This is a genomic window from Methylocystis sp., assembly GCF_051062815.1.
Lineage (GTDB): Bacteria > Pseudomonadota > Alphaproteobacteria > Rhizobiales > Beijerinckiaceae > Methylocystis.
This window is the reverse complement of sequence record NZ_JBPFDU010000026.1, coordinates 120,715-144,151: the sequence shown is the minus strand read 5'-3', so window position 1 is coordinate 144,151 and position 23,437 is coordinate 120,715. Positions and strand designations below refer to the sequence as shown.

28 protein-coding genes and 1 tRNA gene are annotated in these 23,437 nt (G+C 62.1%); 11 read left to right on the top strand and 18 right to left on the bottom strand.

The genetic code is table 11. The features are described from left to right. The first annotated feature begins 168 nt into the window (after positions 1–168). Together ACR65W_RS03490 and ACR65W_RS03485 are read left to right on the top strand one after the other, a co-directional pair. On the top strand, positions 169–525 hold the full coding sequence (locus ACR65W_RS03490; protein WP_196400583.1) for a phasin: 357 nt from the start codon (positions 169–171) through the stop codon (positions 523–525). A 14-nt stretch (positions 526–539) separates the two neighbouring features. Beyond that, positions 540–1,007: a phasin family protein gene (locus ACR65W_RS03485; protein ID WP_434498430.1), complete on the top strand. Its 468-nt coding sequence runs from the start codon at positions 540–542 to the stop codon at positions 1,005–1,007. Positions 1,008–1,086: 79 nt separating this feature from the next. Here ACR65W_RS03485 and ACR65W_RS03480 read toward each other — a convergent pair whose 3' ends face one another. From ACR65W_RS03480 to ACR65W_RS03465, 4 genes are read right to left on the bottom strand one after another with little or no spacing between them, the layout of a single operon-like run. Then, on the bottom strand, positions 1,087–1,929 hold the full coding sequence (locus tag ACR65W_RS03480) for a shikimate dehydrogenase (protein ID WP_434498431.1): 843 nt from the start codon (positions 1,927–1,929) through the stop codon (positions 1,087–1,089). 15 nt (positions 1,930–1,944) lie between these two features. After that, complete coding sequence (locus ACR65W_RS03475; protein WP_434498432.1) at positions 1,945–2,244, bottom strand: acylphosphatase; 300 nt, start codon at positions 2,242–2,244, stop codon at positions 1,945–1,947. Beyond that, positions 2,241–3,098, bottom strand: coding sequence for a pantoate--beta-alanine ligase (panC, locus tag ACR65W_RS03470; protein WP_434498433.1), 858 nt, complete (start codon positions 3,096–3,098; stop codon positions 2,241–2,243). The genes ACR65W_RS03475 and panC overlap by 4 nt, the downstream gene beginning before the upstream one ends. Next, positions 3,095–3,547: a gamma-glutamylcyclotransferase family protein gene (locus tag ACR65W_RS03465; protein ID WP_434498434.1), complete on the bottom strand. Its 453-nt coding sequence runs from the start codon at positions 3,545–3,547 to the stop codon at positions 3,095–3,097. The genes panC and ACR65W_RS03465 overlap by 4 nt, the downstream gene beginning before the upstream one ends. A gap of 46 nt (positions 3,548–3,593) precedes the next feature. Between ACR65W_RS03465 and ACR65W_RS03460 the strand changes: the two genes are divergently transcribed. The 3 genes from ACR65W_RS03460 to ACR65W_RS03450 all read left to right on the top strand — a co-directional run bounded on the left by ACR65W_RS03460 (position 3,594) and on the right by ACR65W_RS03450 (position 4,712). After that, positions 3,594–3,683: transfer RNA gene (locus tag ACR65W_RS03460), tRNA-Ser, on the top strand. A gap of 492 nt (positions 3,684–4,175) precedes the next feature. Continuing rightward, the gene (locus ACR65W_RS03455) at positions 4,176–4,412 is read left to right on the top strand and encodes a hypothetical protein (protein ID WP_434502273.1); all 237 of its coding nucleotides are present in this window, start codon (positions 4,176–4,178) and stop codon (positions 4,410–4,412) included. Positions 4,413–4,499: 87 nt separating this feature from the next. Continuing rightward, positions 4,500–4,712, top strand: coding sequence for a hypothetical protein (locus ACR65W_RS03450; protein WP_434496849.1), 213 nt, complete (start codon positions 4,500–4,502; stop codon positions 4,710–4,712). Here ACR65W_RS03450 and ACR65W_RS03445 read toward each other — a convergent pair. The 3 genes from ACR65W_RS03445 to ACR65W_RS03435 all read right to left on the bottom strand — a co-directional run bounded on the left by ACR65W_RS03445 (position 4,699) and on the right by ACR65W_RS03435 (position 7,262). Further along, entirely contained in the window at positions 4,699–4,890 is a 192-nt protein-coding gene (locus ACR65W_RS03445) for a hypothetical protein (RefSeq protein ID WP_434498436.1), read from the bottom strand. The genes ACR65W_RS03450 and ACR65W_RS03445 overlap by 14 nt on opposite strands. 384 nt (positions 4,891–5,274) lie before the next feature. After that, positions 5,275–6,894 (bottom strand): copper resistance D family protein, encoded by a 1,620-nt coding sequence (locus tag ACR65W_RS03440; protein ID WP_434498437.1) that lies wholly within the window; start codon positions 6,892–6,894, stop codon positions 5,275–5,277. Then, positions 6,894–7,262, bottom strand: coding sequence for a copper resistance CopC family protein (locus ACR65W_RS03435; protein ID WP_434502271.1), 369 nt, complete (start codon positions 7,260–7,262; stop codon positions 6,894–6,896). Before ACR65W_RS03435 ends, ACR65W_RS03440 begins: the two co-directional genes overlap by 1 nt. Before the next feature lie 305 nt (positions 7,263–7,567). Between ACR65W_RS03435 and ACR65W_RS03430 the strand changes: the two genes are divergently transcribed. Beyond that, complete coding sequence (locus ACR65W_RS03430; RefSeq protein ID WP_434498439.1) at positions 7,568–8,368, top strand: SDR family NAD(P)-dependent oxidoreductase; 801 nt, start codon at positions 7,568–7,570, stop codon at positions 8,366–8,368. A gap of 128 nt (positions 8,369–8,496) precedes the next feature. Here the strand turns inward: ACR65W_RS03430 and ACR65W_RS03425 are convergent, their stop codons facing one another. The 3 genes from ACR65W_RS03425 to ACR65W_RS03415 form a co-directional block, all read right to left on the bottom strand. Then, on the bottom strand, positions 8,497–9,012 hold the full coding sequence (locus ACR65W_RS03425; protein WP_434498440.1) for a superoxide dismutase family protein: 516 nt from the start codon (positions 9,010–9,012) through the stop codon (positions 8,497–8,499). Positions 9,013–9,185: 173 nt separating this feature from the next. Then, positions 9,186–10,127: a phosphotransferase family protein gene (locus ACR65W_RS03420; RefSeq protein ID WP_434498441.1), complete on the bottom strand. Its 942-nt coding sequence runs from the start codon at positions 10,125–10,127 to the stop codon at positions 9,186–9,188. Further along, positions 10,124–11,044 carry an HAD family phosphatase gene (locus ACR65W_RS03415; RefSeq protein WP_434498442.1) on the bottom strand — a complete coding sequence of 307 codons (921 nt, stop codon included), beginning with the start codon at positions 11,042–11,044 and terminating at the stop codon, positions 10,124–10,126. The genes ACR65W_RS03420 and ACR65W_RS03415 overlap by 4 nt, the downstream gene beginning before the upstream one ends. 452 nt (positions 11,045–11,496) lie before the next feature. On the opposite strand from ACR65W_RS03415, the gene ACR65W_RS03410 reads away from it, so the two are divergent. Then, entirely contained in the window at positions 11,497–13,629 is a 2,133-nt protein-coding gene (locus ACR65W_RS03410; RefSeq protein WP_434498443.1) for a catalase, read from the top strand. A gap of 27 nt (positions 13,630–13,656) precedes the next feature. On the opposite strand, the gene ACR65W_RS03405 is transcribed toward ACR65W_RS03410, so the two are convergent. Further along, complete coding sequence (locus ACR65W_RS03405) at positions 13,657–13,779, bottom strand: hypothetical protein (protein WP_434498444.1); 123 nt, start codon at positions 13,777–13,779, stop codon at positions 13,657–13,659. Positions 13,780–13,807: 28 nt separating this feature from the next. Between ACR65W_RS03405 and ACR65W_RS03400 the strand changes: the two genes are divergently transcribed. Continuing rightward, positions 13,808–14,206: a hemerythrin domain-containing protein gene (locus tag ACR65W_RS03400; protein ID WP_434498445.1), complete on the top strand. Its 399-nt coding sequence runs from the start codon at positions 13,808–13,810 to the stop codon at positions 14,204–14,206. Between the two features lie 21 nt (positions 14,207–14,227). On the opposite strand, the gene ACR65W_RS03395 is transcribed toward ACR65W_RS03400, so the two are convergent. The 4 genes from ACR65W_RS03395 to ACR65W_RS03380 all read right to left on the bottom strand — a co-directional run bounded on the left by ACR65W_RS03395 (position 14,228) and on the right by ACR65W_RS03380 (position 17,329). Further along, positions 14,228–14,791: a hypothetical protein gene (locus ACR65W_RS03395; protein WP_434498446.1), complete on the bottom strand. Its 564-nt coding sequence runs from the start codon at positions 14,789–14,791 to the stop codon at positions 14,228–14,230. A 127-nt stretch (positions 14,792–14,918) separates the two neighbouring features. After that, the gene (gene speB, locus ACR65W_RS03390; protein WP_434498447.1) at positions 14,919–15,839 is read right to left on the bottom strand and encodes an agmatinase; all 921 of its coding nucleotides are present in this window, start codon (positions 15,837–15,839) and stop codon (positions 14,919–14,921) included. Next, complete coding sequence (locus tag ACR65W_RS03385) at positions 15,836–16,405, bottom strand: pyruvoyl-dependent arginine decarboxylase (RefSeq protein WP_434498448.1); 570 nt, start codon at positions 16,403–16,405, stop codon at positions 15,836–15,838. Before ACR65W_RS03385 ends, speB begins: the two co-directional genes overlap by 4 nt. Positions 16,406–16,507: 102 nt before the next feature. After that, complete coding sequence (locus tag ACR65W_RS03380) at positions 16,508–17,329, bottom strand: cell envelope integrity EipB family protein (protein WP_434498449.1); 822 nt, start codon at positions 17,327–17,329, stop codon at positions 16,508–16,510. A gap of 107 nt (positions 17,330–17,436) precedes the next feature. Between ACR65W_RS03380 and ACR65W_RS03375 the strand changes: the two genes are divergently transcribed. Then, complete coding sequence (locus ACR65W_RS03375; protein WP_434498450.1) at positions 17,437–17,916, top strand: RidA family protein; 480 nt, start codon at positions 17,437–17,439, stop codon at positions 17,914–17,916. Continuing rightward, entirely contained in the window at positions 17,913–18,680 is a 768-nt protein-coding gene (locus tag ACR65W_RS03370; RefSeq protein WP_434498451.1) for a glycerophosphodiester phosphodiesterase family protein, read from the top strand. Before ACR65W_RS03375 ends, ACR65W_RS03370 begins: the two co-directional genes overlap by 4 nt. Positions 18,681–18,753: 73 nt before the next feature. On the opposite strand, the gene ACR65W_RS03365 is transcribed toward ACR65W_RS03370, so the two are convergent. The 3 genes from ACR65W_RS03365 to ACR65W_RS03355 form a co-directional block, all read right to left on the bottom strand. Then, positions 18,754–20,319, bottom strand: a complete 1,566-nt coding sequence (locus ACR65W_RS03365; protein ID WP_434498452.1) for a SulP family inorganic anion transporter — start codon at positions 20,317–20,319, stop codon at positions 18,754–18,756. 42 nt (positions 20,320–20,361) lie between these two features. After that, positions 20,362–21,009 carry a carbonic anhydrase gene (locus ACR65W_RS03360; RefSeq protein WP_434498453.1) on the bottom strand — a complete coding sequence of 216 codons (648 nt, stop codon included), beginning with the start codon at positions 21,007–21,009 and terminating at the stop codon, positions 20,362–20,364. Positions 21,010–21,249: 240 nt separating this feature from the next. Then, complete coding sequence (locus tag ACR65W_RS03355) at positions 21,250–22,788, bottom strand: NAD(P)H-hydrate dehydratase (protein ID WP_434498454.1); 1,539 nt, start codon at positions 22,786–22,788, stop codon at positions 21,250–21,252. A 119-nt stretch (positions 22,789–22,907) separates the two neighbouring features. On the opposite strand from ACR65W_RS03355, the gene ACR65W_RS03350 reads away from it, so the two are divergent. Next, positions 22,908–23,426: a transposase gene (locus ACR65W_RS03350; RefSeq protein WP_434498622.1), complete on the top strand. Its 519-nt coding sequence runs from the start codon at positions 22,908–22,910 to the stop codon at positions 23,424–23,426. The last annotated feature ends 11 nt before the right edge of the window (positions 23,427–23,437 follow it).

The following is a 23,437-nucleotide window of genomic DNA, read 5'->3' as shown; positions in this document are numbered from 1 at the left end:
GATCAGCGCTTCCGCCCTCGATCTGCTGCGTCGCACAAATTTGTTGCATTGCAACATCAAATCGGGCAGTATGACTGAGCGCCGGATCGTCGTTGGGGCCGGGCGCGGCGCGGGTTACATTTGGTTTGCCGCGGGGCTTGCTTAATTTTCACCGCACGGAGGTGCGCCATGGTCGAAGCTGTCTATCAAATTCCCACTGAAGTCCGCGATTTTGCGGAGAAGAGCGTCGAACAGGCGCGCAAGGCCTTTGAAGGTTTCGCCGGAGCCGCGCAGAAGGCGCTGGACACTTCGGCGGACCTGCCGTTCGGACTGCCGAGCGCCAAGGACGTTAGCGCCAAGGCCCTGTCTTTTGCGGAGGCCAATGTCAACGCGGCCTTCGATCTGGCCCAGAAGCTCGTCCACGCCAAGGACCCGCAGGAAGTTTTCAAGCTTCAGTCGGAGTTCGTGCAGGCGCAGCTGCGCGCGATTCAGGAGCAGACCACGGAGCTTGGCGCGAGCCTTCAGCGCACGACGACGAAATCCTAACGGGGAGAAGCTCAATGGCCAATCCGCAGAACGTTTCCCCCAAGCCAAAGGCCCCCGAAACGAAACGTCCGGCCCCCAGCCTTCCGGAGACCGAGACGGCTCCGACGGTGAGCGAAGCTGTCAGCGCAGAGCCGGCGCCCGCCCCTGTTGAAACGCAGACGCCGGGGGTGGTGGCGGCTCCGTCTACAGCCCTCGCCATCTCCGAACCGCCAAAGCCCGCCGAAAGCGAGGCCGAAGGATTCGACCCTGCCCTCTGGCAGCAGAAGTCCATCGATCTCTGGGCGGAAAACGCCACAGCGTTCCTCGACTTCGCCGAGCGGCTCGCCAACGCCAAGACGATCGACGAGGTGACGGCTCTTCAGTCGCGTTTCGTGAGCGAACGGATTGACGCGCTGCTGCGGCAGTCGACCGAATTGATGACGCTCGCGCAACGTCTGCTGAACTTCTCCATCGCGCCGATCTACGGCGCGCGCGCGGCGTAACGCGAAAATTGAGTTGATGTAAGAAGAGCGCCGCGGGCGATGTCGCGGCGCTCTTTCATTATAGCGTTGCGACGATCTTTTACAGCGTTGCGACGATCTTGGCGCGCAGCGCCGGCGTCACGTCCGGCATCACGCCGGTCCAGTCGCGAAACGCCGGGCGCGCCTGATGCAGCAGCATGCCGAGCCCGTCGACGGGCGTCGCGCCATGTTTGCGGGCGGCGGCCAGCAACGGCGTCTCCAGCGGCGCATAAACAATGTCGGCGACGAGCGCCGATTTTGGCAATGCCGCGAGCGACAGATCCAGCGGCGGTTGGCCGACCATCCCCTGGCTCGTCGCGTTGACGAGAAGCCCCGCTCCGGCGAGCCCTGCCTCGCGTTCTTCCCAGCGCAGGGCCGACACGCGCGGGCCAAAGTCGGCCGCGAGAATTTCCGCGCGCGCCAGTGTGCGGTTGAACAGACGAATCTCGCGCGCGCCCGCTTCGAGCAAGCCGTGGACGATCGCGCGCGCCCCGCCGCCGGCGCCGATGATGACGCAGGGCGCGCGCTCGGCGCGCCAAAGGGGCGCCGCCTCATAAAGCGACGCGATGAACCCGTAACCGTCGTAATTGCGGCCGGTCAAAGCGCCGTTCTTTTCGACGACGACACAGTTGACCGCCCCGATTCGCGCCGCCGAGTCATCGACATGATCGAGAAACTGCAGCGCCGTCTCCTTATGCGGAATCGTGAGATTGCAGCCGGCGAAGCCGAGCGCCGGCATGGCGCGCAGCGCCGCCTCCAGCCGGCCGGGCTCGACCGGCAGCGGCGCGTAGCAGCCCTCGATTCCATATTGCGCGAACCAGTGATTATGGATTTTCGGCGAGCGCGAATGCGCGATCGGCCAGCCCATGACTCCAGCGAGAACAAAGCGATGGCCGTTCGTCATCTTCTCGTCTCCAGCTCACGCGTCAGGCGCGACGGAAAATCCCGCGCCGCAAAATGCGACGAGCGCGGCTTCATCCGCCGGCTCCTCGCGCAGCGCGTCGACTCGCGCGAGCCGTGGGCCCCGCCGCGCCGCAGCGATCAGCGCGTCGAGCGCCGGGCGCGGCCCTAAGACGACGGACTCGACCGCGCCGTCGCGCCTGTTGCGCGCCCAGCCGGTGAGATCGAGCGCGAGCGCCTCACGCACGAGAAAGGCGCGATAGCCGACGCCCTGCACGCGGCCTTCGATGAAAAGGCGAATGATCTCCCGATCGCTCATGATTGAACCGCGATATTGTCGATGAGCCGCGTCGCGCCGAGCTTCGCCGCGGCGAGCAGACGAATGGGACCATCCGCGAGAGAGGAGACTGGGGCGAGCGACTCGGCATGCCGCGCTTCGAGATAGTCGACCTCGAATCCGGCGGCGGTCAGCGCGTCCCGCGCCGCGCCCGTCGCCGCGCCGATGTTCTCGCCCTTCAGGATGCGCAGCGCCGCTTCGCTCAGTTCGCCGTGCAACTCTTTTGCGCGCGCGCGGTCCTCGCGGGAAAGATAGACGTTGCGCGACGACATGGCGAGGCCATCGGCCTCGCGCAGAGTCGGCGCGCCGAGAATTTCGGTCGCGATGTCGAGATCGCGCGCGAGACGCTTGATCACCAGGAGCTGCTGGTAATCCTTCTCGCCGAAGACCGCGACGTCGGTCTGCGCCTGATTGAGCAGCTTCGTCACCACCGTCGCCACGCCGGAAAAATGCGTCGGCCGAAATCGGTCTTCGAGGTCGGCGGTCGCCGGCCCCTCCAGCACGACTTTCGTCGAAAAGCCTGGGGGATAGATCTCGTCGACCGACGGCGCGAAGACGAGATCCGCGGCGACGCTACAAAGCTTCTCGACATCCGCCGCAAGCGTGCGCGGATAGCGGGCGAAATCTTCATTCGGGCCGAACTGCGCCGGATTGACAAAAATCGTGACGATGACGCGGTCCGCCGCCTGACGCGCCGCGTCGACGAGCGACAGATGGCCGGCGTGCAGCGCGCCCATGGTCGGCACAAGACCGATGCGCTCGCCGGCGGCGCGGCGCGCGCGCACATAGCGGCGCAGTTCGTCGACGCCGCCGACGATCGGCGTTTTTGCATTCATGATCGTCGCCCCGACTGCTGAGCGGAAAGCAAGCTCGATAAATAGTCGACATACTGGCCGGGCAGCGCTTGCGCCCGCGCCGCGGCGATGACCCCCTCGAAATAGCCGCGGGGCGCCGCGCCAAGATCTGGCCGCGCGCCGACATAGGTCAGCGCGCGGACCGAGCCGACCGGTTCGCGCAGAATCGGCAAATTGTTCTTGGCGTAAAGACCATGGGCGACGTCTTCGTAGCGATCGAGCGCGGCGACGTCGCCGACCGCGACGTCCCACAGCACGCCGTGAACGCTCATGCGGCGGTCCGGCGCGACGCTGACAAAGCCTGAAGGCATGAGAATTGTCCTGAAGCCGGCAAGCCGTCCCCGCCCGAGCAGCCGGGACCGCGGACAGCGACCCGCCATGGCGGCGGCGTCCATGTTGGAGCCATAGGCGAAGTAGAGCGGCACGCGCAAATCCCGGTCGCGAAAAAGACGACGCGTGCTATATCACGACCGGCGCGGAAGGGTGGCCGAGTGGTTTAAGGCACCGGTCTTGAAAACCGGCGTGGGGGCGACTCCACCGTGGGTTCAAATCCCACCCCTTCCGCCAGCCTCTCCACTAATTACATGAAACTTAAAAGCTATTCGACTTTGGCTACCGCTGAAAATGAGTTTCAATACGCGTTCGCTTGGAAGCAGGACAACAACGGGACGACCTTTTGTAGCATCGCCATGTGCACAGCCTTGGCTGGCCATATTTTATGAGACTTAGCTGATTCAGCCCAGTCCCGCAGGTCGATCGCCACTTTGCAGCTCGAGCTACTTCCGCTTCAAACACCATCCTTGCTGCTTCTTATTCCTACGCGCACAATGAGGGTCAACCAAAAGAGCGCGCGATCGAGATACGGCGCGAGGAAGCAGCGTGAGCCGAGAAAACCCCATCTTTACGAAGTCCGAATATCTCTTAGCAAGCGAGCGATTCATAAAGAGGCGCGCCGCTCGTCAGGCGGCCGAGGAAAATCATCGCCCGCATCGTGACTGGCGCGCCGCGTGCGACCTTTGGCGACTTCACGATATCGTTCGACGACATTGAGAGGCGGCAATGGGGGATGACTTCGCAATCTCGCCCGGCTTCTGGCGCGGGACGCGAAAGGAATTTCGGATAGATCAGCGCCAACTCGCCGCCATGGCCAGCGTCGCGCAGTCTGGCATCGCCGGGCTTGAGGCGGACGGGATTGGCAGCCTCGAACTAAAGCTCAAAGTGCTCGAAGCGTTCCTTTGTCTCTGCGCGGGCGAAGACGAGGATGCAGAAATAGGCGCGATTGCTTTCGTAAGTTGAAAGAGCCTTTGCGGCCTCCCTCGCGTGCCGGCGCTCATCTAATAGCTGGAGGCCTCTATCGAACGCAGGCCAGAGGAGAAAGCAAAAATGCGTAGAGTCATCTTCGCCATGTTGGGCCTGCTGGCCGGGTATGCTGCTGGAGCTGCCCTCGGAGCAGCCCTCGTCTCGCTTTTCTCTGGCAACATGCACGATAAGGATCTTGAGATCGCGATGACATCTGCCTTCGTCACGGGGCCAACTGGAGCCTTGATCGGGCTGTTGGCCGGGTTGTTCATGCCACTCGGCGTCAAAAGGAGATAAGCGAAAAAAGAAAGGCGAGCCCCGATAGAAGTAATGCGATGACGCCCAACGAGCGCACGAAACTCCCGATCTTGTAAAAGCGTTCGCTGCGCATGGAGTGACCGAGGAAATAAAGGCAGATGGAGGCGATCAGGAGCTTGAACCAGATCGGGGTATCGCCAAAGGGAAAGATCGGCACGACCATCTCGCTTACCTTTCAAAAACGCTTGCCAGCATGAGCGAGAACGCGTCAAACTCGCTCGAACACAACGCGCCGAGCGTGTGTCGATCGCGTCGGGAATCCGGCTGAAGAGCTTCGGCAGGAATGGTGCGACGATCAGGCCGGGCATGTGTCTTTACACTTCCACACGGATCGTTCTCCAGCAGAACGTCCTCACGCCTCAATATCGCTCTGGCGTTCGAAATGGCTCTCGCGGATAGACCCGTCACAGCGCCACAGCGTAGGCATAGCGCTCATCTTCGTCGGGCGCGGCCCGCCACTTTCATTGCGTAAATAATTGCATTTAAATTTGGTGACGTCTTCCTCTGTGCGTCGGCTTCTTAGGATGCATCCTGCTACCGGTCACTGTTCTCGGTAGAGCAGCAGCAAGAAGCCCGATAGCATGAATGCGACGGGCCAGACATAACCACCTATTCGACCCGCGAAGCTGTCCGACAAACGTATTTCCAGCCAGCGCGCGCTTGCGGAGACAACCCCGAGCAATGCGATCGGCGTATGACTGATTGCGATCAGAACCTCGTCCGCGCCTTCCGTGTGTCCATAGTGCGTCAACAAAAACGCCGCCGCCGCGCCGGTTGTTATCGGGAAGACGTAGGCTGGCCAGTCGGACTTGAAGCGGCCTCGTCGAACCTGCCATTCGAATATCGCAAAGGTCGCAATGAGGAGCGTAATGACTTTGTGTTGGACGATCTGAGGGTCGCGAAGACTTTCAAAGAACCCGATGGGTCCGAGGGGCCATGCGGTTTCATCCGCGCGAATCACCAGAATGCCGCCAAGCAACAAAAACAGCAGAGGCCAATGACGCACCACCGGCGCAGTTCGCCGATGGCGCTCAAGCAAGGCGAAAACGCCCATGAGGATAACAAAAACTCCCGCCAAATGATGATTCATCTCCGCCCACGCAATGTCCGCCGGGCTGAGTGGGCTGGACGTTCCTGGTTCGGCTCCGCTGGAGACGGATTGCGCAGCAGACAACTCGGCATACGCTGGACTATGGAAACTCGGCCAACGCGGCGCGAAACGAGCCGTGATCTCAGTCAAACTCGTGCGCTCCGGGCCGCCTTCGATTGGGAGCGACGCCGACGCAAGAGCGGCGGCGCAAAACAGCGTAACGAGGCCCAGTCCCACCTCCACCTCGGCGAAACGCAATAATCTTCTGATCGGAGCGGAAGAAGCGCGCCAAAGTTTGCGCGTTGTCGAAAGATTTGCGGCGGCAAAGCAAAGCAAGCCAAACAGCAGCACGATTTTGGTGGTGAGCAGCATTCCGTAATTCGTTTCATACAACGCGCTGAGATCGGGAGTGTGGCGCGTCATCATCAAAAGCCCGCCAGCAATCAATGCTCCCACGGCCCACATAGCGTTCCGCGAGAATTTGGAGGCGATCAATCGCCGCGCCTCGCCGCTCTTCGTCATCCCGAGCGCGACCAAAAAGAACGGAATGCCGCCGATCCAGATCGCCGCCGCAAGCACATGCACGATCTCGGTCGTCACCAGCAACGCAGAGGCGACGGGGCGGCTCGCCGCATGCGTCACGCCCACATGCGCACAAACCAGCAGCAACGCTAAAGCAACGGCGCCCCCCCTCCACATGAAAAAGCTGCGGGCGTCGAGGCGGGCGTAAAGCGCCAGCGCGCCCGACAGGATCATGGCGATGACGTGACTGACGACGGCGTCGGCGCTGGCTGCGACCGCAAAATCCACCTGTAACGTTCCAACGAGCATCGCCGTCAGCACGCCCACGGCGACGATCTCGCCGAAGACCGAAGCACAGCAGCTCCAAAAAAGAATGCGAAGGCAACGTCGTGCAATTGGCGCCGCCTCGGCGTTTAGCTTCCCGTCAAGAGGGGACAGAACAAGCGTCAGAAACGCTACGCCGCCCACGACGATCGATTGCGTCGCGAGGAGATATGCGCGCAGCACGAGATCCAGGAAACCGTACAACGCGATGAAGGATTGCATCATCAGCGTTCCACGCGAAAATTCAGCCTGCCTTGTGTCAGGTGGCCGTCAAGGCTCAGGATTTGCCACTCGAGCGTATACGCGCCCGACCGCAAATCCGGCGCTCTCGCCTTTAGGCCCTCCGATACAGGGCTCGTTTCGAGAGGCTGAACGACGCTTTGATCTGCGGCCTTGAGAAGCGTGAGACGCGAAAGCTTCGAGTCGATGCGGCTATTGAACCGAAGCTGAATGACGACTTCTCCGCTTGGAACCGTTGCGCCATCCTGAGGCGAAGCCGAGATCAGAGCCGCATGAGCGAGGCAGGGAGCGCGCACAAGCGCGAACGCTAGGATAAGCGACAGAAGAAAAGGCAATTTTTTCCGTAGGATCATCGTAAGCCCCAGTTGAAAACCAGCGCCTTCGGCCGTCAACGTCATTGCATCTAAGTCGCGCGCGTATACCGACAAGCGGGGCATCGCCGATGTTTGTTGCGCTGTCTCTTCGAGCATTTGCCGCCGAAAGCGCGCGCCCCCCTGCAGGTCGTTCGCCCACTCGCTCTCGTTGTTGATGCGTTGATGCGGACCTTTGTCGTCGCCTTAGAGCAGAACGAAAGGAAAAGTGCGCGCGCCTATTGTCGATGTCGATGGGGGAACCAGTTCAGAAACAGGTTGTATGTATCCCCTAAAAGGAGAGCGTTATGGATCATACTTCCAGCGGCCGTCCGCTTGCGGTCGTCACCGGCGCTTCGGTCGGCATCGGCTTCGAACTGGCGAACGTTTGCGTCGTCAATAACTTTGATGTCGCAATCGCATCCAACAAGGCGCGCATATATGACGCCGCCGCAAGTCTCCAAGAGCGAGGCGCCAGCGTTGTCGCGATTGAAGCTGATCTTTCGACGATCGAAGGCGTCGATCGGCTTTATGACGCAGCTCAGCAATTCGGCCGGCCCGTTGACGTCCTCATCGCCAACGCGGGCATTGGACTGGGCAACGCCTTCCTCGATCAGGACTTTCAAAAGGTTCGTGATGTCATCGACACCAACATCACCGGAACAGTCTATGCGATCCAGAAATTTGGCCGCGACATGCGAAACCGAAACTCTGGACGCATTCTCATCGTTGGCTCGATCGCCGGCATGGTGCCGGGAACCTTCCAGGCCGTTTACAATGGCAGCAAAGCGTTTCTCGAGAATTTCGCTTTCGCGCTGCGGAACGAACTGAAGGACACCACCGTTACGGTTTCCCTGCTTATGCCGGGCATGACCGACACGGACTTTTTCCGCCGCGCCGACATGCTGGATACGCGCCTCGGGCAGGCCAGAAAGGCGAATGCGGCTGACGTCGCGCGCGACGGCTTCGACGCGATGATGCAGGGCCAGGCGCACGTCGTAAGCGGATGGAGGAACAAGATTTCCGCGACCTTCATACACGCTATGCCCGCGACCTTCCTCGCCAAACAGCATCGCAGGATGGCCAAGCCGGATTCTGCGCGGCGCTAGTGGCCTGCATCATCGATTTTGATGGCAAGTTCGGCGTATCGGCCCGGCGCAATCTTGAGAGACGAACCTGGACCAGGCCGAAATCTATGGCGGCGCACACCCCTTCCGCCACGCGCGTCGCGCCGACGCTACTTCAACACGGCGCAGGCGACGCGCGCGCCGGCGCCGCCAATCGGCTGCGACATGTGGTCGTCGGGGCTCGCATGCACCACGATCGCCGATCCATCCGCGTCAAGGAGATTGATCTTACCGCCGCTCAGGGACACGCCGTCGATGAACATTTCCGCCTGCGCGGAGCCATCGGAATACGCATAGACATTCGGCAGATCCGCCGGGTGCGGCCCCTTGGGATTGAGGAACCCATGTTCGGCATTTGACGGATTTATATGACCCTTCGAGTGCATGAATTTTTCGATGTCGGAGCAGTCGCCAACTTCGTGCAGATGGACGCCGTGCCAGCCCGGCGCGAGCGCGCCCGGCCGCAGCATGACGCGAAGAACGACTCCATGCGGCCCCTGCTTGACCTCGATGGAGCCTATTCCCTTCCCTTTGTTGTCGATGACGTCGGCGGTTCGCTCCTCCGCGCTTGCGAAGCCGGTCATCAGAGCGATTGAAACCAAGGCGAGGACAAGCTTGTCGAACATGTTTCCCTCTCACGTCTTCGCGAACCGGCGATGCTACGGTCTGTTGGGGTCGGACGGCTCATTGCAAGTCAGCGACGCAGCGCAGCGGTCGTCGCCGCGTCGCATGATATCTGGCGCGCCAGCACAGTTCCAGGCTCTCCGACCACTGAGGAGGGCGACTGGAATGAATTCGGTCAGAGCGAATATAGATCCAGCGCCCCGGACAAGCGCGTGCGATATTGTTCAAGCCGAGCTTTGTCCTTTTCCGCAACGGCCCGCTCCACATAGGGCGCGTAATTGATGAGGTTGATCGCCTTTATAATCGGCGCCATTTCGCGGATCTTCTCCTCCGTCAGGCCATAGCCCATGAGAAATTCCTGCTTGGCGTCGACCGAGAGATCATGAAGCGCCATCGAAAGATCCCAGTAGGGCGCAACATTGGAGGCGCAGCGCTCCCAGTCGATCACGGCGGTGATCGCCCCGGAGGCGTCGGCGACCACGTTCTTTAGTCGCATGTCGCCGTGGTTGAGAACGGGCGACGGGTCCCAGCGCTCCATGTCGCGAACGATCGATCTCAGACGTTTAAGCTGGCCGGCGTCCAGCATATCCTGCGCATCGAGCAGGTCGACGCGCGCTCCAATTTTCAATTCCCCGTGCAGATACTCCTTCCAGGTCTCTTTGCGCGAAAGCTGATTGCCCGACCAATCGAAGGTTTGGCCAAAGCCAGACGTCTTCACCGAGTGGATCAGAGCGGTCAGACGTCCCATCTCCCGCAGAATCGCGAGGCGTTCGGGATGATGCGTCGCCTCCTGCCCCTCGACCTTCGGAAGCACCATATAAGGCATGCCGATGATGTCGGCGCCGACCTCCAGAATTTTCGCGGTCGGCACGCCAGCCTCGCTGGCCTTGGCGATCGCCCATTGCTCCTTGAGATAATCCTTTAGCTTGTCCGGGGCCGTGTTCATGCGGACGATGAAATCGCCTTCAGCGTGGCGGACCTCGAACACGAAATTGGTGATGCCGCCGCCGCGCGCCACGATGCGCCTTGGTTTTGACCCGAGGTGATGCTCGATAATTTTGCCCGCATTGGATCGAGCCTTGCGTGGATTGATTGGCGCTTCTTTCGCAGCGGTCATTGCAGCGCCTCGCTCTGCAGGCCGCCAAGGCGAAACAGCAGTTCGCCAAGCTCCTGGGAGCTTTCAATCTTCACCGTCCGCAGCAGACCCTTATATTCCAGATCGCGCGACCCGACATGGACGGCAAGGCCGACGCCGGAAAGAAATGAATCCATCGGCGTGTCGCCGCAGCCGACAGAGGCCTGTAGGTCGACGCCGAGCCGCTCCGCGATGGCGCGCACGCCGAACAATTTGTCGACGCCCTTGCGCGTCGCGAAATTCGAGCGCTTGACGTGCTGATAGGCCATCAGACGATCCTGCGGAGCTTCGACGAGCAGAAACATCATGCAGATGTCCTGGGCCATCAAAGTATCACGAAGATCATCCAGCGAGAGGCAGACGATCGACGACGCGCTCGTGTATTTTGCGCGAAGATGGGGGATCTTTTCCCGAACAGGCGTCCAGATCGTTTCGCCAAGCGTCCAGTCGCGCGTGTAGTAGAAGACAAGAAGGTCATCGACGCCGTTCGCAAGCAGCCCGCGCACGCCCGTCAGCACCTCGTCAATTTCCGCCGGCTCAAGCGGAAAGGCGTCGAGCTCCTCGAAGACGATGTCTCCAGCCGCATCTTCTCTGAGATAGCCGACGACGCCGCCGTTGAGCGAGACGAGCGGCAAGGGCGCATTGGTGATCGCATACCATTCGCGCCCGAAGGAGCGGATGACGTTCAGCGGAAACCGCAGCGTGTTCAGCACAATGGGACGGCCAAGATCATTGAGGCGCTTCAAGCCGCAAGCGACCGGATCCGGGATGACGATGCGCCCTTCAAACTCGTGCACCGCGGTTCCGTCAAGGTCGGTTATGAGCGCGCCCGCTCCGGTGAAATTGGTCTCCGCCAAAAACGCCCTGAGCTCCTCGTCGATCTGCTCCCTAAGCGCCATTCCCGGTTCTCCATCCTCCGTCGCGGCTTGTCGTCCTTACACAGGCAGCGCGCTATCGCGTTAAGACCGGAGACATGATGATCGCGCCTGCTGTAACCAGACGAGAGCCGACAGGTCGGCGTGCGCTTGACGGCGGACACTCCGTCCTATGTGGCGCCGATGCGCTTAAGCGACAGCCCTTATTGCTAAAATCCTTCTCGCGCGATCACGCGCGAAGATTACGCTCGGCGCGGTCCAACGAGCGGGCGGACCCTTCCCCCGTATCAAACGTCTTCGACGCTCTTCGCTTCTGATGCTTTGCGCTTCTCTTGGCTCCGAGAGAATTTTCCTGCCCGGGGAACAAGTCAGATCGCCCGAGGTTTCGCTCCCGTGCGCTCGCGTCTCATCGCCGCTTCCTCGGAGTTTTTCCTATGGGGTCAAAACGCAAACCGTCGTCCTCGAGCGAATCCGCCATGGCTAACGCTGTAAAGAGCCAAGCCGAGCAGCCCGATCTTGTCGCGGCCGAGACTGAGACGTCTTACGCGCAGCCGCAAGGCGACGGCGGTGAAACGCACCAGACCGCCAACGACGCGGTTGAGACGCTCACGACGCAGCAGGGCATCCCGGTTTCCGATGACCAAAACACGTTACGCATCGGCGCGCGCGGTCCGAGCCTCATCGAAGACTTCCATTTCCGCGAGAAAATCTTCCACTTCGACCACGAGCGCATCCCGGAACGCGTCGTTCACGCAAGGGGATTCGGCGTGCATGGCTATTTCGAACTCACGAAATCTCTCGCGGACGTCACACACGCGGATCTTTTCCAGCGGATTGGCGAGCAGACGCCGGTGTTCGTGCGATTCTCGACCGTAGCCGGCAACAAGGGGTCCTTCGACCTTGCCCGCGACGTGCGAGGCTTCGCGGTGAAGTTCTATACCAAGGAAGGCAATTGGGATCTCGTCGGCAATAACATCCCGGTGTTCTTCATTCAGGATGCGATCAAGTTTCCGGATCTGATCCATGCCGCGAAGGCTGAGCCCGATCGCGGCTTCCCACAGGCGCAAACGGCGCACGACAATTTTTGGGATTTCGCTTCACTGTCGCCGGAAAGCTTTCACATGATCATGTGGATCATGTCGGATCGCGCCATTCCGCGCTCCTTCCGCTTCATGGAAGGCTTTGGGGTTCACTCTTTCCGTTTCGTCAACGCAGAAGGCAAGTCGACGTTCGTCAAGTTTCACTGGAAGCCGAAACTCGGTCTGCAGTCGGTGCTTTGGAATGAAGCCGTCAAGATCAATGGCGCCGATCCCGATTTCCATCGGCGGGATCTGTGGGACGCCATCAAGGGCGGACATTTCCCGGAATGGGAGCTCGGCCTTCAGCTCTTTGACGACGCGTTCGCTGACACATTCGAATTCGACATTCTCGACTCGACCAAGATTATTCCCGAAGAGCAGATCCCCGTACAGGTCGTCGGGCGGCTCGTGCTCGACCGCACCGTCGATAATTTCTTCGCGGAAACCGAACAGGTCGCCTTCTGCACGCAGAACATCGTTCCTGGCATCGATTTCAGCGACGATCCGCTGCTCCAAGGGCGCAACTTCTCCTACCTCGATACACAGTTGAAGCGGCTCGGCAGCCCGAACTTCACCCATCTCCCGGTCAATGCGCCGCGATGCCCGATGGCGCATTTCCAACAGGACGGGCATATGGCGATGAAGAATCCCAAGAGCCGCGCCAATTACGAGCCCAACAGCTGGGGCGCGCTCGGCGGACCGCGCGAGAATCCCGAGCGCGGCTTCACGTCCTTCCCGGAAGAAGTCGCCGGGCCGAAGACGAGAATTCGCGCCGAAAGCTTCGCCGATCACTACAGTCAGGCGCGGCAATTCTTCATCAGTCAGACGCCGACCGAGCGCAAACATATCGGCGATGCGCTGACTTTTGAATTGAGCAAATGCGAGCGCCCGGACATTCGCTCGCGCGTCGTGTCGCATCTCTTAAACATTGACGTTGCGCTCGCGACGCGCGTCGCTGACGGCTTGCGGCTTGAAATGCCCGATCCGGCGAAGGCCGCGCGCCCGACTCGGCAAGAGCTCCCCCCGTCCACGCCGTTGAGCATCTTGGCGCGTCCAAAATCCTTCACAGGGCGCAAGCTCGGGATTCTCGCGACGGACGGCGCTGACGCGAAGCTGTTGAAGGCGCTGATCGAGGCCGTCGAAAAGATCGGAGCGGTTTACGAGATTGTCGCGCCCCATATCGGCGGCGTGGTGCTTGACGACGGCGCTATGCAGCCGGCGGCGCAAAAGATCGACGGAGGACCGTCGGTGCTCTATGACGCCGTCGCCATTGTCGCGTCCGACACCGGCGCCGCCGATCTCATCTCCGACGCCGCGGCGCGCGATTTTGCAAGCGACGCCTTTGCGCATTGCAAGTTCATCGGCTTCACCAAGAGCGCGTTGCCGCTGCTGGAGAAAGCCGGCGTCGCCGACGCCCTGGATGAAGCGTGCATTCAGCTTGCGACCGTCAAGGACGCGGCCGCGTTCATCGCGGCCTGCGCCGAACTTCGTTACTGGCCCCGAGAACTGACGGTGGATCTCGACGCATGACGCGTCACGCATAACAGAACAGTCAAGTTAACAACCGCGCAACAGGAGAACCAAAATGCCAACGGCGAGCACGGGCGGCAGCACGAAAAGGTCGAAGTCCCAAACGGGCGCGAAGACGTCGGCCAGCGCCTCCAAAACGGCGGACGCCATCAAGCTCCTGAGGGAGGATCACCGAGAGGTGAAAACTTGGTTCAAACAGTACGAAAAGCTCGATAGGGAAACCGAGAAGGAAGAACTCGCCCGAAAAATTTGCGCCGCGCTGACGGTTCACGCCAAGATCGAAGAGGAAATCTTCTATCCGGCGCTGCGCAAGAGCATCGACGACGACGAGCTTCTCGACGAAGCCGAAGTTGAGCACGCAAGCGCCAAACAGCTGATCGCCGAGATCCGATCGATGTCACCGAAGGATCATCTGTTCGACGCAAAGGTCAAGGTGCTTGGCGAATATGTCATGCACCATGTCCAGGAAGAAGAGCAGGAAATGTTTCCCGAGGCGCGCAAGAGCGAGGTCGACCTCGACGCCTTGGGCATCAAGCTATCGAAGCGCAAAGCCGAACTGATGAAAAAAGCGGCCTGATCGCGGCCGCTTCAACGTCATTCACGCCGCTGCAGCTGGCACGTCATGCGCATGCACGTCGCGGCCCGAATGTTTGGCGATAATGCGCTTGGCGGTTTCCTCAAGCGCGTCGTTTCGCGTTCGCACCCAGAGCAACAAACCGCCATGGTCAAGTTGCTCCTGGAGATATTTCGCGTGACGCTCCTCCATGAATTCGCCAAGCACGACGCCGATGAGGCCGCCAAATTCCGCGCCGATCAGGCTGCTCACGAGAAGTATCGCGAGGGTTCCGCCTGACGCGAGCGCCGCGCCGGCCGCCACAGTGGCGCCGACATAGACAAGACCGCCAATAATCGCGCCCTCTTTCTTGCTTAAAGACTCCCTTGGCGCATAGGCCACGCGCGGCGCGGCGCCGTCGTCTTCGGCGGCCTCCACCTTTTCATATTTATGGCCGAGCTTGCTGACGATCGCCTTTTCGCCCGCAAGCAGGCTGATGTCGCCGAGATCGAACCCCGAATTCAACAATTCCTCGACAGCGCTCTCAAGCACATAGCCGTCCGAGAAAACGCCGACCACTTCTCGCGCCCGCCGCTCCGCACTGGACATGCCGCCCTCCCCTAGCCTTGCACGCCTCGATCCGCTTCGAAGCGGCCCGCCGCATTGCGGCTGTTCAGGGCAGAGTGCTGCCGAAGGCCAGCCCTTGGCAAGAGACGCGTTGACGCTGGCCAGGGAGCTAAGGAGTTCGCGCGGCGGACCGGGACGAACCGGCCGACGCCGCCAGCAGGCAGAGGTATTCCCAGGCCATCGTCGCGCCGGCGAGCGCGGTGATTTCGGAAGCGTCATAGGCCGGCGCCACCTCGACGAGGTCCATCCCGACAAAGTTCAGACCGACGAGTTTGCGGATGATCGACTGCGCCTGCCAAGTGGCCAGACCGCCAATTTCCGGCGTGCCGGTCCCAGGGGCAAAGGCCGGATCAAGCGCGTCGACATCGAACGTCAAATAGACGGAGGCGTCGCCGACGACTTCGACGATCCGCGAGGCGATCGCCGCTGGCCCAATTTCATGCGCCTCCTGCGCGGCGACGATCGTGACGCCTTGTCCAAGCGTCCAGTCGTAGACTTCGCGTTGCACCGGCGAGCGAATGCCGATCTGAATCATGTGGCGCGCATCGACGACGCCTTCGTTGATCGCATGATAGAACATCGAGCCATGCGCATAGGGCTGGCCGAAATTATCGGGCCATGTATCGACGTGGGCGTCGAAATGAATCAACGCCAGCGGGCCGCGTCTTCTCGCGCAGGCGCGCAAGAGAGGCAACGTGATTCCATGATCGCCGCCAAGCGTCACGAGATGCGCATAGGCTGAGGCCTGCTCCTCGATGAGCTTGAGACTTGCGGCGATGTCGCCCAGCGCGATGGCGAAATCCCCCACGTCGGCGAGCGGCAGATCGACGGGGGACGTCCAGTGCGCGGGGTGCTCGCCGTCGATCAACATACGACTCGCGTGACGAATCGCCGACGGCCCGAAGCGTGCGCCGCTGCGGTTGGTCGTGCCGATGTCGAAAGGGACGCCGGCGACGACAACCGCCGCGTCAGCACGCGGGGCGACGCCGAGGAAGGTCGGCGGAGCGGCGAATGTCGGCGTCCCGCTCATGGCGAACCGTCGAGTTTGACGAAGCGGAACACCGCAGCGGCGACCGCGCAGGTCCAATCGCCGTTCGGAGCGCCTTCGGCCGCGGCGGTCAAAGACAGGCTCTCGACGATCAGTTCGCTTGTTTCATAGACCTTCTTGCGCTCGTTCCAGGCGGCGTCAGGATCGAATTCGATCCCGAGCGTCGAAGCGAGCATCGTCGCCGCGAGATCTTCCGCATAATCGCCGCTCTCGCGCTCCGTCATGCCATAGCCGTGATGTTCCGAAATATAGCCGTAGAGCGTCGGCTGCTTTGGCCGCGCGAGGCCGATGCTTGCAGTGATGCGCCGTCCAGGCTCGTCGGTCTCGGCGCGCGCAAGCACCGTGAAAGTGATTTCACCAGGCTGAAGCGTCGCGACGCCCCGCTCCACCGGAACGACTTCGCATCCCGCCGGCACAATGGACGACACCGCCACGAGATTCTGCTGTTCGATGTCGGCGTCGCGCAGCGCATATTCGAACGCCGTCAGACGATGGCGGTGAACGCCGACGCCGCGCGTGAGAAAGACGCATTGCGGAATGGGAAACATCGAACGCCCTCCCTCGCGCAAAGACCACCGCCTCAATTAGGACAAGCGGGCTAGACCGCCACGCCGATTGGCGGCGTTCCTCAAAACCAACAGCAGACCACGCTATTTTTTGCAGGCCGGCGTCGGCTGCAAGACGAGATCCGTCATGTCGCCGCGCAAGACGAAGTCGCCATAGTCGAGCTTCAGCGCGCGCGAGACGCCGTTTTCATAAAGGTCGAAGGACAGCACATAAATCGGCTGGCCGTCCTTCTTGCCGAGCTCGAAATAGGAAATCGCAACCGGCCAGCGACGGATATTGTTGAGCGCATTCACGCGCGCGACCTTTTCCTGGGGCGGCTCGGTCGTCGGCTTGCCAATGACCGTTAAGGTATCGAACGCCTTTTCGCCGTCGCCCGTGCCGTCGAAGACCCGCGCTTCGAGCAGCTGTTCGCCGGCCGCGGCCGTTTCCACGATCTTGCGCAAATGTTCCGTCGGAAAGAGCATCGGACCGGCCAGCTCCAGTCGCGTGCGCTTTGGCTTTGCAAGATCGATGGCAAGCCGGGCGTCGGCGGATTTTTTGGCCTTTCCGTCGACTTCATCGGTCCGCGAATTGTCGACTTTGGTCTCCACCTTGAAGCGAAAGTCCGCGCCGTCGCCGCCCTCGAATGTCGCCGAGCGCATGTCGGAGAGCTTGGCCGCCCCTTCCGAGGGCTGCAATTCGGTAATCTGGCGAAAGTTCTGCACATAGCCCTCGCAGGCCGACCCGGAAAAGTCGAAGGCGATCCGGCCGCGCGCCTGCGCCGGCGCCTTCGCGCCGCTCGATTTCAACAGGCTCAGATCATAAACAGCGCGATGATTGGCGAGCGGCAATGCGCGCTCGGCGAACGCCTGGCCAACCGGCGTCGCCGCGCAGATCGCAGCGGCCAGCACGCGTAACGAAATCATTGGACCTCTTTCTGTGTGGCGGCGCCTGGACGCCATTGCGTCGCGTGGAGTAGGAAACTAGGGTCGCGCGTCATTGGGAGCAACGACTTTCTCTTTGAAGAGGCGCCATGACCGCATCGTCCGACACCCCGCTCGCGCGGCTGAAAGAGTTGGGACTGACGCTGCCCGCCGCGGCCGCGCCGGTCGCCAACTATGTTCCTTTTGTGCGCACGGGCGCTTTACTGTTCATATCGGGACAGCTGCCGATCAGCTCCAATGGCGTCGACCCGGCGCATCAAGGCAAGCTGGGCGCCGGCGTTTCGCTTGAGGCGGGGCAATCCGCCGCGCGTCAGGCGGCGCTCAACGTCCTCGCCCAAGCCAACGCCGCCGTCGGCGATCTTGCGAAACTGCGCGCCGTGCGGCTCGGCGGCTATGTGAACAGCGCGCCCGACTTCGCTTCGCTGCCGCAAGTCGTCAACGGCGCCTCCGATCTCGTCGCCGCCGTGCTGGGCGAGAATGGCAAACATGCGCGCTTCGCCGTTGGCGTCGCGCAATTGCCGCTCGACGCCGCGGTCGAAGTGGAAGGAATCTTCGAGATTCTTCCGTGAACTCCCGTGATTTTTCATGGCTGACGGCGCGGCCGATCGCCCACCGCGGACTGCACGACGCCCGCAAGGGCGTGATCGAAAATTCGATTTCGGCCGCCCGCGCGGCGATCGCCGCGGGCTTTGGCGTCGAATGCGACGTTCAACTCACAGCCGACGGCGAACTCGTCGTATTTCACGACGAGACGCTGGAGCGCCTGACCGAAGGCGCCGGGGCTGTCGCGAAGCACAGCGCGGATGAACTCAGCCGTCTGCGGCTGCGCGGCGCCAGTGACGCCATTCCGAGATTTTCCGAGTTTCTCGCCGCGATCGGCGGGCGAACGCCGATCATTGTGGAGATCAAGAGCGCCTTCGATGGCGACACGACCGTTGCGCAGCGCACGGCGCAGGCGTTGGCGCGTTACGAGGGGCCAGTCGCCGTCGAAAGTTTCGATCCCGATCAGATCGCCTTTCTTCGCGCACGCGCCGCGGCGCTTGGGATCGCGCATCGGCCGCTCGGCATCGTCGGCGAGGCGCATTACGACGCGGATGATTGGCCGCAGCTGTCCACCGCGCAGCGCGCGGAGCTCACGCACTTTCTGCACTACCAGCGCACGCTGCCGGATTTCCTGTCTTGGCGCGTGCGCGATCTTCCGCACGCGATTCCGCTGCTGCTGCGCGACGCGCTGAAACTTCCGGTAACGACCTGGACCGTGCGTTCGCCGGAGATGGCGGCGCGGGCGCGAGAATGGACCGATCAGATCGTCTTCGAGGGCTTCTCGCCATAAAACGTCAGCCGAGCGCAGGTCATCTGGCCTTCGCCGCCGCCGAGCGCTGACATCAATGTGATTCGCCGCGGCGCTATTCGGCGGGGACCAATCCGTTGACCGGCTCCAGGCCCCGCATTTCCTTGAGTTCAATGCGGATATTGTAATCGCTCGCAGCTTTTATGAAATCCTGAATCGTCTCCATGATGTCCTGATCGATAAAGCCGGCGCGCGTGCCATCGATCACGAGATAACTGTCCCCCTCGACATTCTCGAGGAAGTTGCGCAGCTGCGCCTTATTGAGGAAGGACACATCCTTTTGCAGGCGCAGCAGGTAGTTCCGGCCGTCGCGCGTGAGCGTGAACGCAGAGTGGTAATTCGCGCGCAACACGAAGAAGAGGCCCACGGCCATGCCGATCGCCATTCCTTTGAGAAGATCCGTCAAAAGAATGGCGCCGACCGTCACGGCGAAGGGCGCGAACTGATTGAAGCCCTTCTCATATTGCTGGACGAAGAGCTTTGGCTTCGCGAGCTTGTAGCCTGTCAGGAGCAGAATCGCGGCAAGACAGGCGAGCGGAATCATGTTGAGCAGGCTCGCCAGGAACATCACGCTGAGCAACAGCAGCACGCCGTGGACAAAGGACGCCACCTTTGTGTGCGCGCCGGCGTCGATGCTAGCGGAGCTGCGCACGATCACCGCAGTGATCGGCAACCCGCCCAACATGCCGCTCAAAAAATTGCCGACGCCCTGGGCCTTGAGCTCCTGATTGGTCGGCGCGATGCGCTTGAGCGGGTCGAGCTTATCGACCGCTTCGAGACTCAGCAGAGTTTCGAGGCTGCCGACCAGCGCCAAAGTGGCGGCCGTCACATAGATCTGGACGTCGATCAGCCGCGTAAGATCCGGAAAGCTGAACTCCCGCGCGAAATCTATCGGTCCAAAGATGGCCGGAAGATTGACGAGATGCTGCGGCGCGATCGCCAAAGAGGGAAACAGCGTCTGAGCCACGAAGTTATAGGCGACGCCAAACAGCACCCCGACCAGCGCGCCTGGCGCGAGCGAAAGGTAGCGATGCTTCTTGATGTAGGACGTATCCCAAAGGAGCATGATCGCGAGGGAGACGACGCTGACGATCACCGCTCCCGTCGAAAAGGAGCGAAGGGCGTCAAAGAGAAAGGAGAGATGCGTGTGGCTATCGTCCTCGAGGAACGACAAGTCAGCTTCCGCGTCGGCGTCGTAGCCAACCGCGTGCGGCAACTGTTTCATGATCAGGATCAACCCGATCGCCGCGAGCATGCCCTTGATGACGGCCGACGGAAAAAACGCGCCGATGACGCCCGCCCGCAGAAAGCCCATCCCCAATTGCAGGAGGCCCGACAGCGCCACCGCAAGCAGCATGGCGTCGAAGCCGAGTTTTTCGACCGCCGTCGCGACAATGACGGTCAGGCCTGCGGCAGGACCCGAAACGCTCAACTGCGAACCGCTAATCAAGGAAACGACGAGCCCGCCGATGATCCCGGAGATAACTCCCGAAAAGGGCGGGGCGCCGGAAGCCACCGCGATGCCGAGGCACAGCGGCACAGCGACGAGAAACACCACGACGCCCGCCGGAATGTCGTGATCGAGGTAGCGGAAATAGTAGTCGAGATGCCGCCTAAACACGCCTGAATTCTCCTTATTGGCGGCATTACGCCGCGCGGCCGGTTAGAAATCCTCGCCGCCGTGTTGCTGATAGATGACGTCGACGTCGCTGCCCGGCGGCAATGTAATGAGCTGATGCAGTATTCCGTCATCGAGCCCGAACACCCAGCCGTGCAGCATCGGCCGCTGGTCCTCTTTCCAGGCGGTCTGCACAATCGAAAATTGCGACAGGCGCATAACCTGCTCGATCACATTGAGTTCGACAAGTCGGTTGGCGCGTTCTGTCTGAGAGTTGAGCGCGTCGATCTCATCTCTATGCATCCGATAGGTGTCTTTAATGTGCATCAGCCATTTATTGAGCAGCTCCAGATCGGGGCGCTGTCGGTCAAGGGCGGCGCGAACGCCGCCGCAATTGTAGTGACCGCAGACGATGATGTGCGGAACTTTGAGCACCTGCACAGCGTATTGGATGACGCTGAGACAGTTGAAGTCCGTGCAGATCACCTGATTGGCGATGTTGCGGTGCGCGAAAACCGCGCCCGGCAGCGCGTTGACGATGATGTCGGCCGGCACGCGGCTGTCGGAGCAGCCAATCCACAAGAATTCGGGCTTCTGATCGGCCGCTAGACGCTCGAAATAGCCGGGATCGCGCTCACGGACTTCCTCGGCCCAGGCTTTGTTCTCAAGCAACAGTTTTTCGAAGGATTTCATCACGCTCGTTTTCTTTCAGCCGTCGCCTCAAAAGCGGTCTGGCTGCGACAGCCATGTGACAGCGACGGAAGCCGCTCGGAACCGGAGCGCGAATCAAGGCAACCATCGTCGGCGTCGAGCGCCCTCGCTCAAGCAGGACGAGTCTACGAAGGTCTTGAGGTCGCCACAAGTGTCCGCGGGCTTATCTCCGCATGGGGCCACGCTCGTAAAACGGCCAAGGAAGCCGCTCGCTTCGGCTGCCTATTTTTGTTGGACCGCGCAGAGCTCCCGCCACACCTGCGGCAAGGCGGCGATGATGTCGTCGGCGATCAGCCCCGGACCAAAAATCTCGGCGGCGCGCGCATGCATCCAGGCGGCGCAGGACGCCGCGAGGAAGCCGTCCATGCGCTGCGCCAGCAAGCCGGCGATGACGCCGGTCAAGACGTCGCCTGAGCCCGCAGTGGCGAGCCAGGGCGTGGCATAAGGAAGAATCGAGGCGCGTCCATCGGGCGCGGCGACGACCGTGTCCGCTCCCTTGAAGAGCACAACCGCGCCGCTGGCGCGCGCCGCCTCGCGTGCCTTGTCGAGTTTCGAGCGGCAGCCGCAATCGCTCTCGCAAACGGCGAAGAGCCGTGCGAATTCGCCGGCGTGCGGCGTCATCACCACCGGACCAGGCGCAGCGCGCGTTGCCCGCCACAGCCGCTCTGGATTGGCGGCGAAGCTCGAGAGCGCGTCCGCGTCGAGGACCGCGGCGCGGCGATAGGCCTGCGGCGCAAGCGCCGTTTCGACCTGTGCGCAGCTTTCCTCGCTGACGCCTAGCCCCGGACCGATGGCGATGGCATTTTTGCGCTCGTCGGAGAGAACCCTGGCGAGGCCCTTCGCGCCGTCGGCCGGCCGAACCATGACGGACGTGAGCGCGCTGGCGTTGACCGCAAGCGCTTCAGTTGGGCTGGCGAGCGTCACGAGACCCGCGCCGGCGCGCAAGGCCGCCGCCGCCGAAAGCCGCGCGGCGCCTGTAAAGGAGGCGCCGCCCGAAACGACCAGCGCATGGCCGCGCGAATATTTGTGGCCATCGACTCGCGGCAGGGGCAGCGCGGCGCGCCAGAGCTGCGGCATGTTGACGAAAGTCTCAACGGCGAGCGAATCGAGCGCGGAGGGTCGAATGCCGATATGCGTGCAGGTGAGCGCGCCGCAATGCAGACGGCCGGGCAACAGCAGATGGCCGGTCTTCACGCGAAAGAAGGTGACGGTTGCGTCGGCCTCCACCGCCGCGCCGCGCACCGCGCCGGTCGTGCCGTCGACGCCGCTGGGAATATCGACGGCGACGACGTTCTGGCCGCTTTCGCGCCGCCAGCGGTTCAAGCGGCGGACGAGCGCGCTGGCGTTCGAATCGAGATCGCGCGCGAGGCCCGTTCCGAACAGAGCGTCGATAACGAGATCAATGCCGTCGAAGCTGCAGTCGAGCGCTGAGGTGACTGGGCAGGGCCAGGCGGCCGCTGCTCGCGCCGCGTCGCCGCGCAATTGGTCGAGCGGGGTGAGGGAGGCGACGCGCACTTTATAGCGCTGCGCACGCAGCAGCCGCGCCGCGACAAAGCCGTCGCCGCCATTGTTGCCCGGACCGCAGAGCACCAAGACCCGCCGCCCGCTGGTGCGTTGAAGAATTTGGCTGGTCGCACGCGCGATCGCCACGGCGGCGCTCTCCATCAGCGACATCGCCGGCATGCCGCTCTCGATCGTCAGGCGATCGGCGCGAGCCATTTGATCCGTCGTGAGGATTTCGAGCGGGAGAGCGGAGGGCATGCCGCGATGGTGACCGAAGGCCGCCGCCCGCGCAATGGGCGCCGCTTACAAGATGGACGCCACGCCCGTTAATGCGGCGCCGCATTCCGCCGCGCCTCGGATTCCGGTATGTGAGCGACATGCTGACCGTCGCGCTGATCGCCTTCGACTCTCCCGGCGCGCCGTTGCGCCCGGCGGCCGTGGCGCGCAGCCTCGGTTCGCTCGTCGAGTCGTGCGTCCATGGACTGATCGCCGACGCTCTGATCCTCGCCGCGCCAGGACGAGGCCTGGACGAGATCGCCGACGAAGCCGGCTGCGCGCTGATCGAGACGCCGCACGCCGCCGACGGCTTGGCGCAGGCGCTGAAAGCGGCGCGGCGCGACCATCTTCTCCTTCTGCTGGCTGGGTTCGCCGTGGAGCGCGGCTTCGCCGAGGAAGCACAGGATTTTTTCGCCCATGGCGACGCCAGCCGCGCCCGAACGCTTCGGCTGGCTCCCGATTCGTTGATCACCCGCGTTGCGCCGGGTCTGGCCCGTCCGGTCGGGCTCATTGCGCCAAAGAGCGCGCTCGCGGCGGCGAACGAAGGCGCGGATCTGGCGCGACTTGTGCGAAAGATGCGGGGCGCCGATCTGACGACCCGCGCCCGCCGCGTCCTGTAGCCGCGGGGTCC

Excerpts from the sequence above, each read along its gene's own strand:
- ACR65W_RS03385 (WP_434498448.1), bottom strand. The coding sequence starts at position 16,405 with ATGTTTCCCATTCCGCAATGCGTCTTTCTCACGCGCGGCGTCGGCGTT.
- ACR65W_RS03480 (WP_434498431.1), bottom strand. The coding sequence starts at position 1,929 with ATGACGAACGGCCATCGCTTTGTTCTCGCTGGAGTCATGGGCTGGCCG.
- ACR65W_RS03490 (WP_196400583.1), top strand. The coding sequence starts at position 169 with ATGGTCGAAGCTGTCTATCAAATTCCCACTGAAGTCCGCGATTTTGCG.
- ACR65W_RS03450 (WP_434496849.1), top strand. The coding sequence starts at position 4,500 with ATGCGTAGAGTCATCTTCGCCATGTTGGGCCTGCTGGCCGGGTATGCT.
- ACR65W_RS03350 (WP_434498622.1), top strand. The coding sequence starts at position 22,908 with ATGCTGACCGTCGCGCTGATCGCCTTCGACTCTCCCGGCGCGCCGTTG.
- ACR65W_RS03380 (WP_434498449.1), bottom strand. The coding sequence starts at position 17,329 with ATGATTTCGTTACGCGTGCTGGCCGCTGCGATCTGCGCGGCGACGCCG.
- ACR65W_RS03355 (WP_434498454.1), bottom strand. The coding sequence starts at position 22,788 with ATGCCCTCCGCTCTCCCGCTCGAAATCCTCACGACGGATCAAATGGCT.
- ACR65W_RS03405 (WP_434498444.1), bottom strand. The coding sequence starts at position 13,779 with ATGGCGTCCGCCGTTTTGGAGGCGCTGGCCGACGTCTTCGCGCCCGTT.
- ACR65W_RS03475 (WP_434498432.1), bottom strand. The coding sequence starts at position 2,244 with ATGAGCGATCGGGAGATCATTCGCCTTTTCATCGAAGGCCGCGTGCAG.
- ACR65W_RS03425 (WP_434498440.1), bottom strand. The coding sequence starts at position 9,012 with ATGTTCGACAAGCTTGTCCTCGCCTTGGTTTCAATCGCTCTGATGACC.
- ACR65W_RS03395 (WP_434498446.1), bottom strand. The coding sequence starts at position 14,791 with ATGTCCAGTGCGGAGCGGCGGGCGCGAGAAGTGGTCGGCGTTTTCTCG.
- ACR65W_RS03435 (WP_434502271.1), bottom strand. The coding sequence starts at position 7,262 with ATGATCCTACGGAAAAAATTGCCTTTTCTTCTGTCGCTTATCCTAGCG.
- ACR65W_RS03375 (WP_434498450.1), top strand. The coding sequence starts at position 17,437 with ATGACCGCATCGTCCGACACCCCGCTCGCGCGGCTGAAAGAGTTGGGA.
- ACR65W_RS03360 (WP_434498453.1), bottom strand. The coding sequence starts at position 21,009 with ATGAAATCCTTCGAAAAACTGTTGCTTGAGAACAAAGCCTGGGCCGAG.
- ACR65W_RS03440 (WP_434498437.1), bottom strand. The coding sequence starts at position 6,894 with ATGATGCAATCCTTCATCGCGTTGTACGGTTTCCTGGATCTCGTGCTG.
- ACR65W_RS03455 (WP_434502273.1), top strand. The coding sequence starts at position 4,176 with ATGGGGGATGACTTCGCAATCTCGCCCGGCTTCTGGCGCGGGACGCGA.
- ACR65W_RS03420 (WP_434498441.1), bottom strand. The coding sequence starts at position 10,127 with ATGACCGCTGCGAAAGAAGCGCCAATCAATCCACGCAAGGCTCGATCC.
- panC (WP_434498433.1), bottom strand. The coding sequence starts at position 3,098 with ATGAATGCAAAAACGCCGATCGTCGGCGGCGTCGACGAACTGCGCCGC.
- ACR65W_RS03485 (WP_434498430.1), top strand. The coding sequence starts at position 540 with ATGGCCAATCCGCAGAACGTTTCCCCCAAGCCAAAGGCCCCCGAAACG.
- ACR65W_RS03415 (WP_434498442.1), bottom strand. The coding sequence starts at position 11,044 with ATGGCGCTTAGGGAGCAGATCGACGAGGAGCTCAGGGCGTTTTTGGCG.
- ACR65W_RS03430 (WP_434498439.1), top strand. The coding sequence starts at position 7,568 with ATGGATCATACTTCCAGCGGCCGTCCGCTTGCGGTCGTCACCGGCGCT.
- speB (WP_434498447.1), bottom strand. The coding sequence starts at position 15,839 with ATGAGCGGGACGCCGACATTCGCCGCTCCGCCGACCTTCCTCGGCGTC.
- ACR65W_RS03410 (WP_434498443.1), top strand. The coding sequence starts at position 11,497 with ATGGCTAACGCTGTAAAGAGCCAAGCCGAGCAGCCCGATCTTGTCGCG.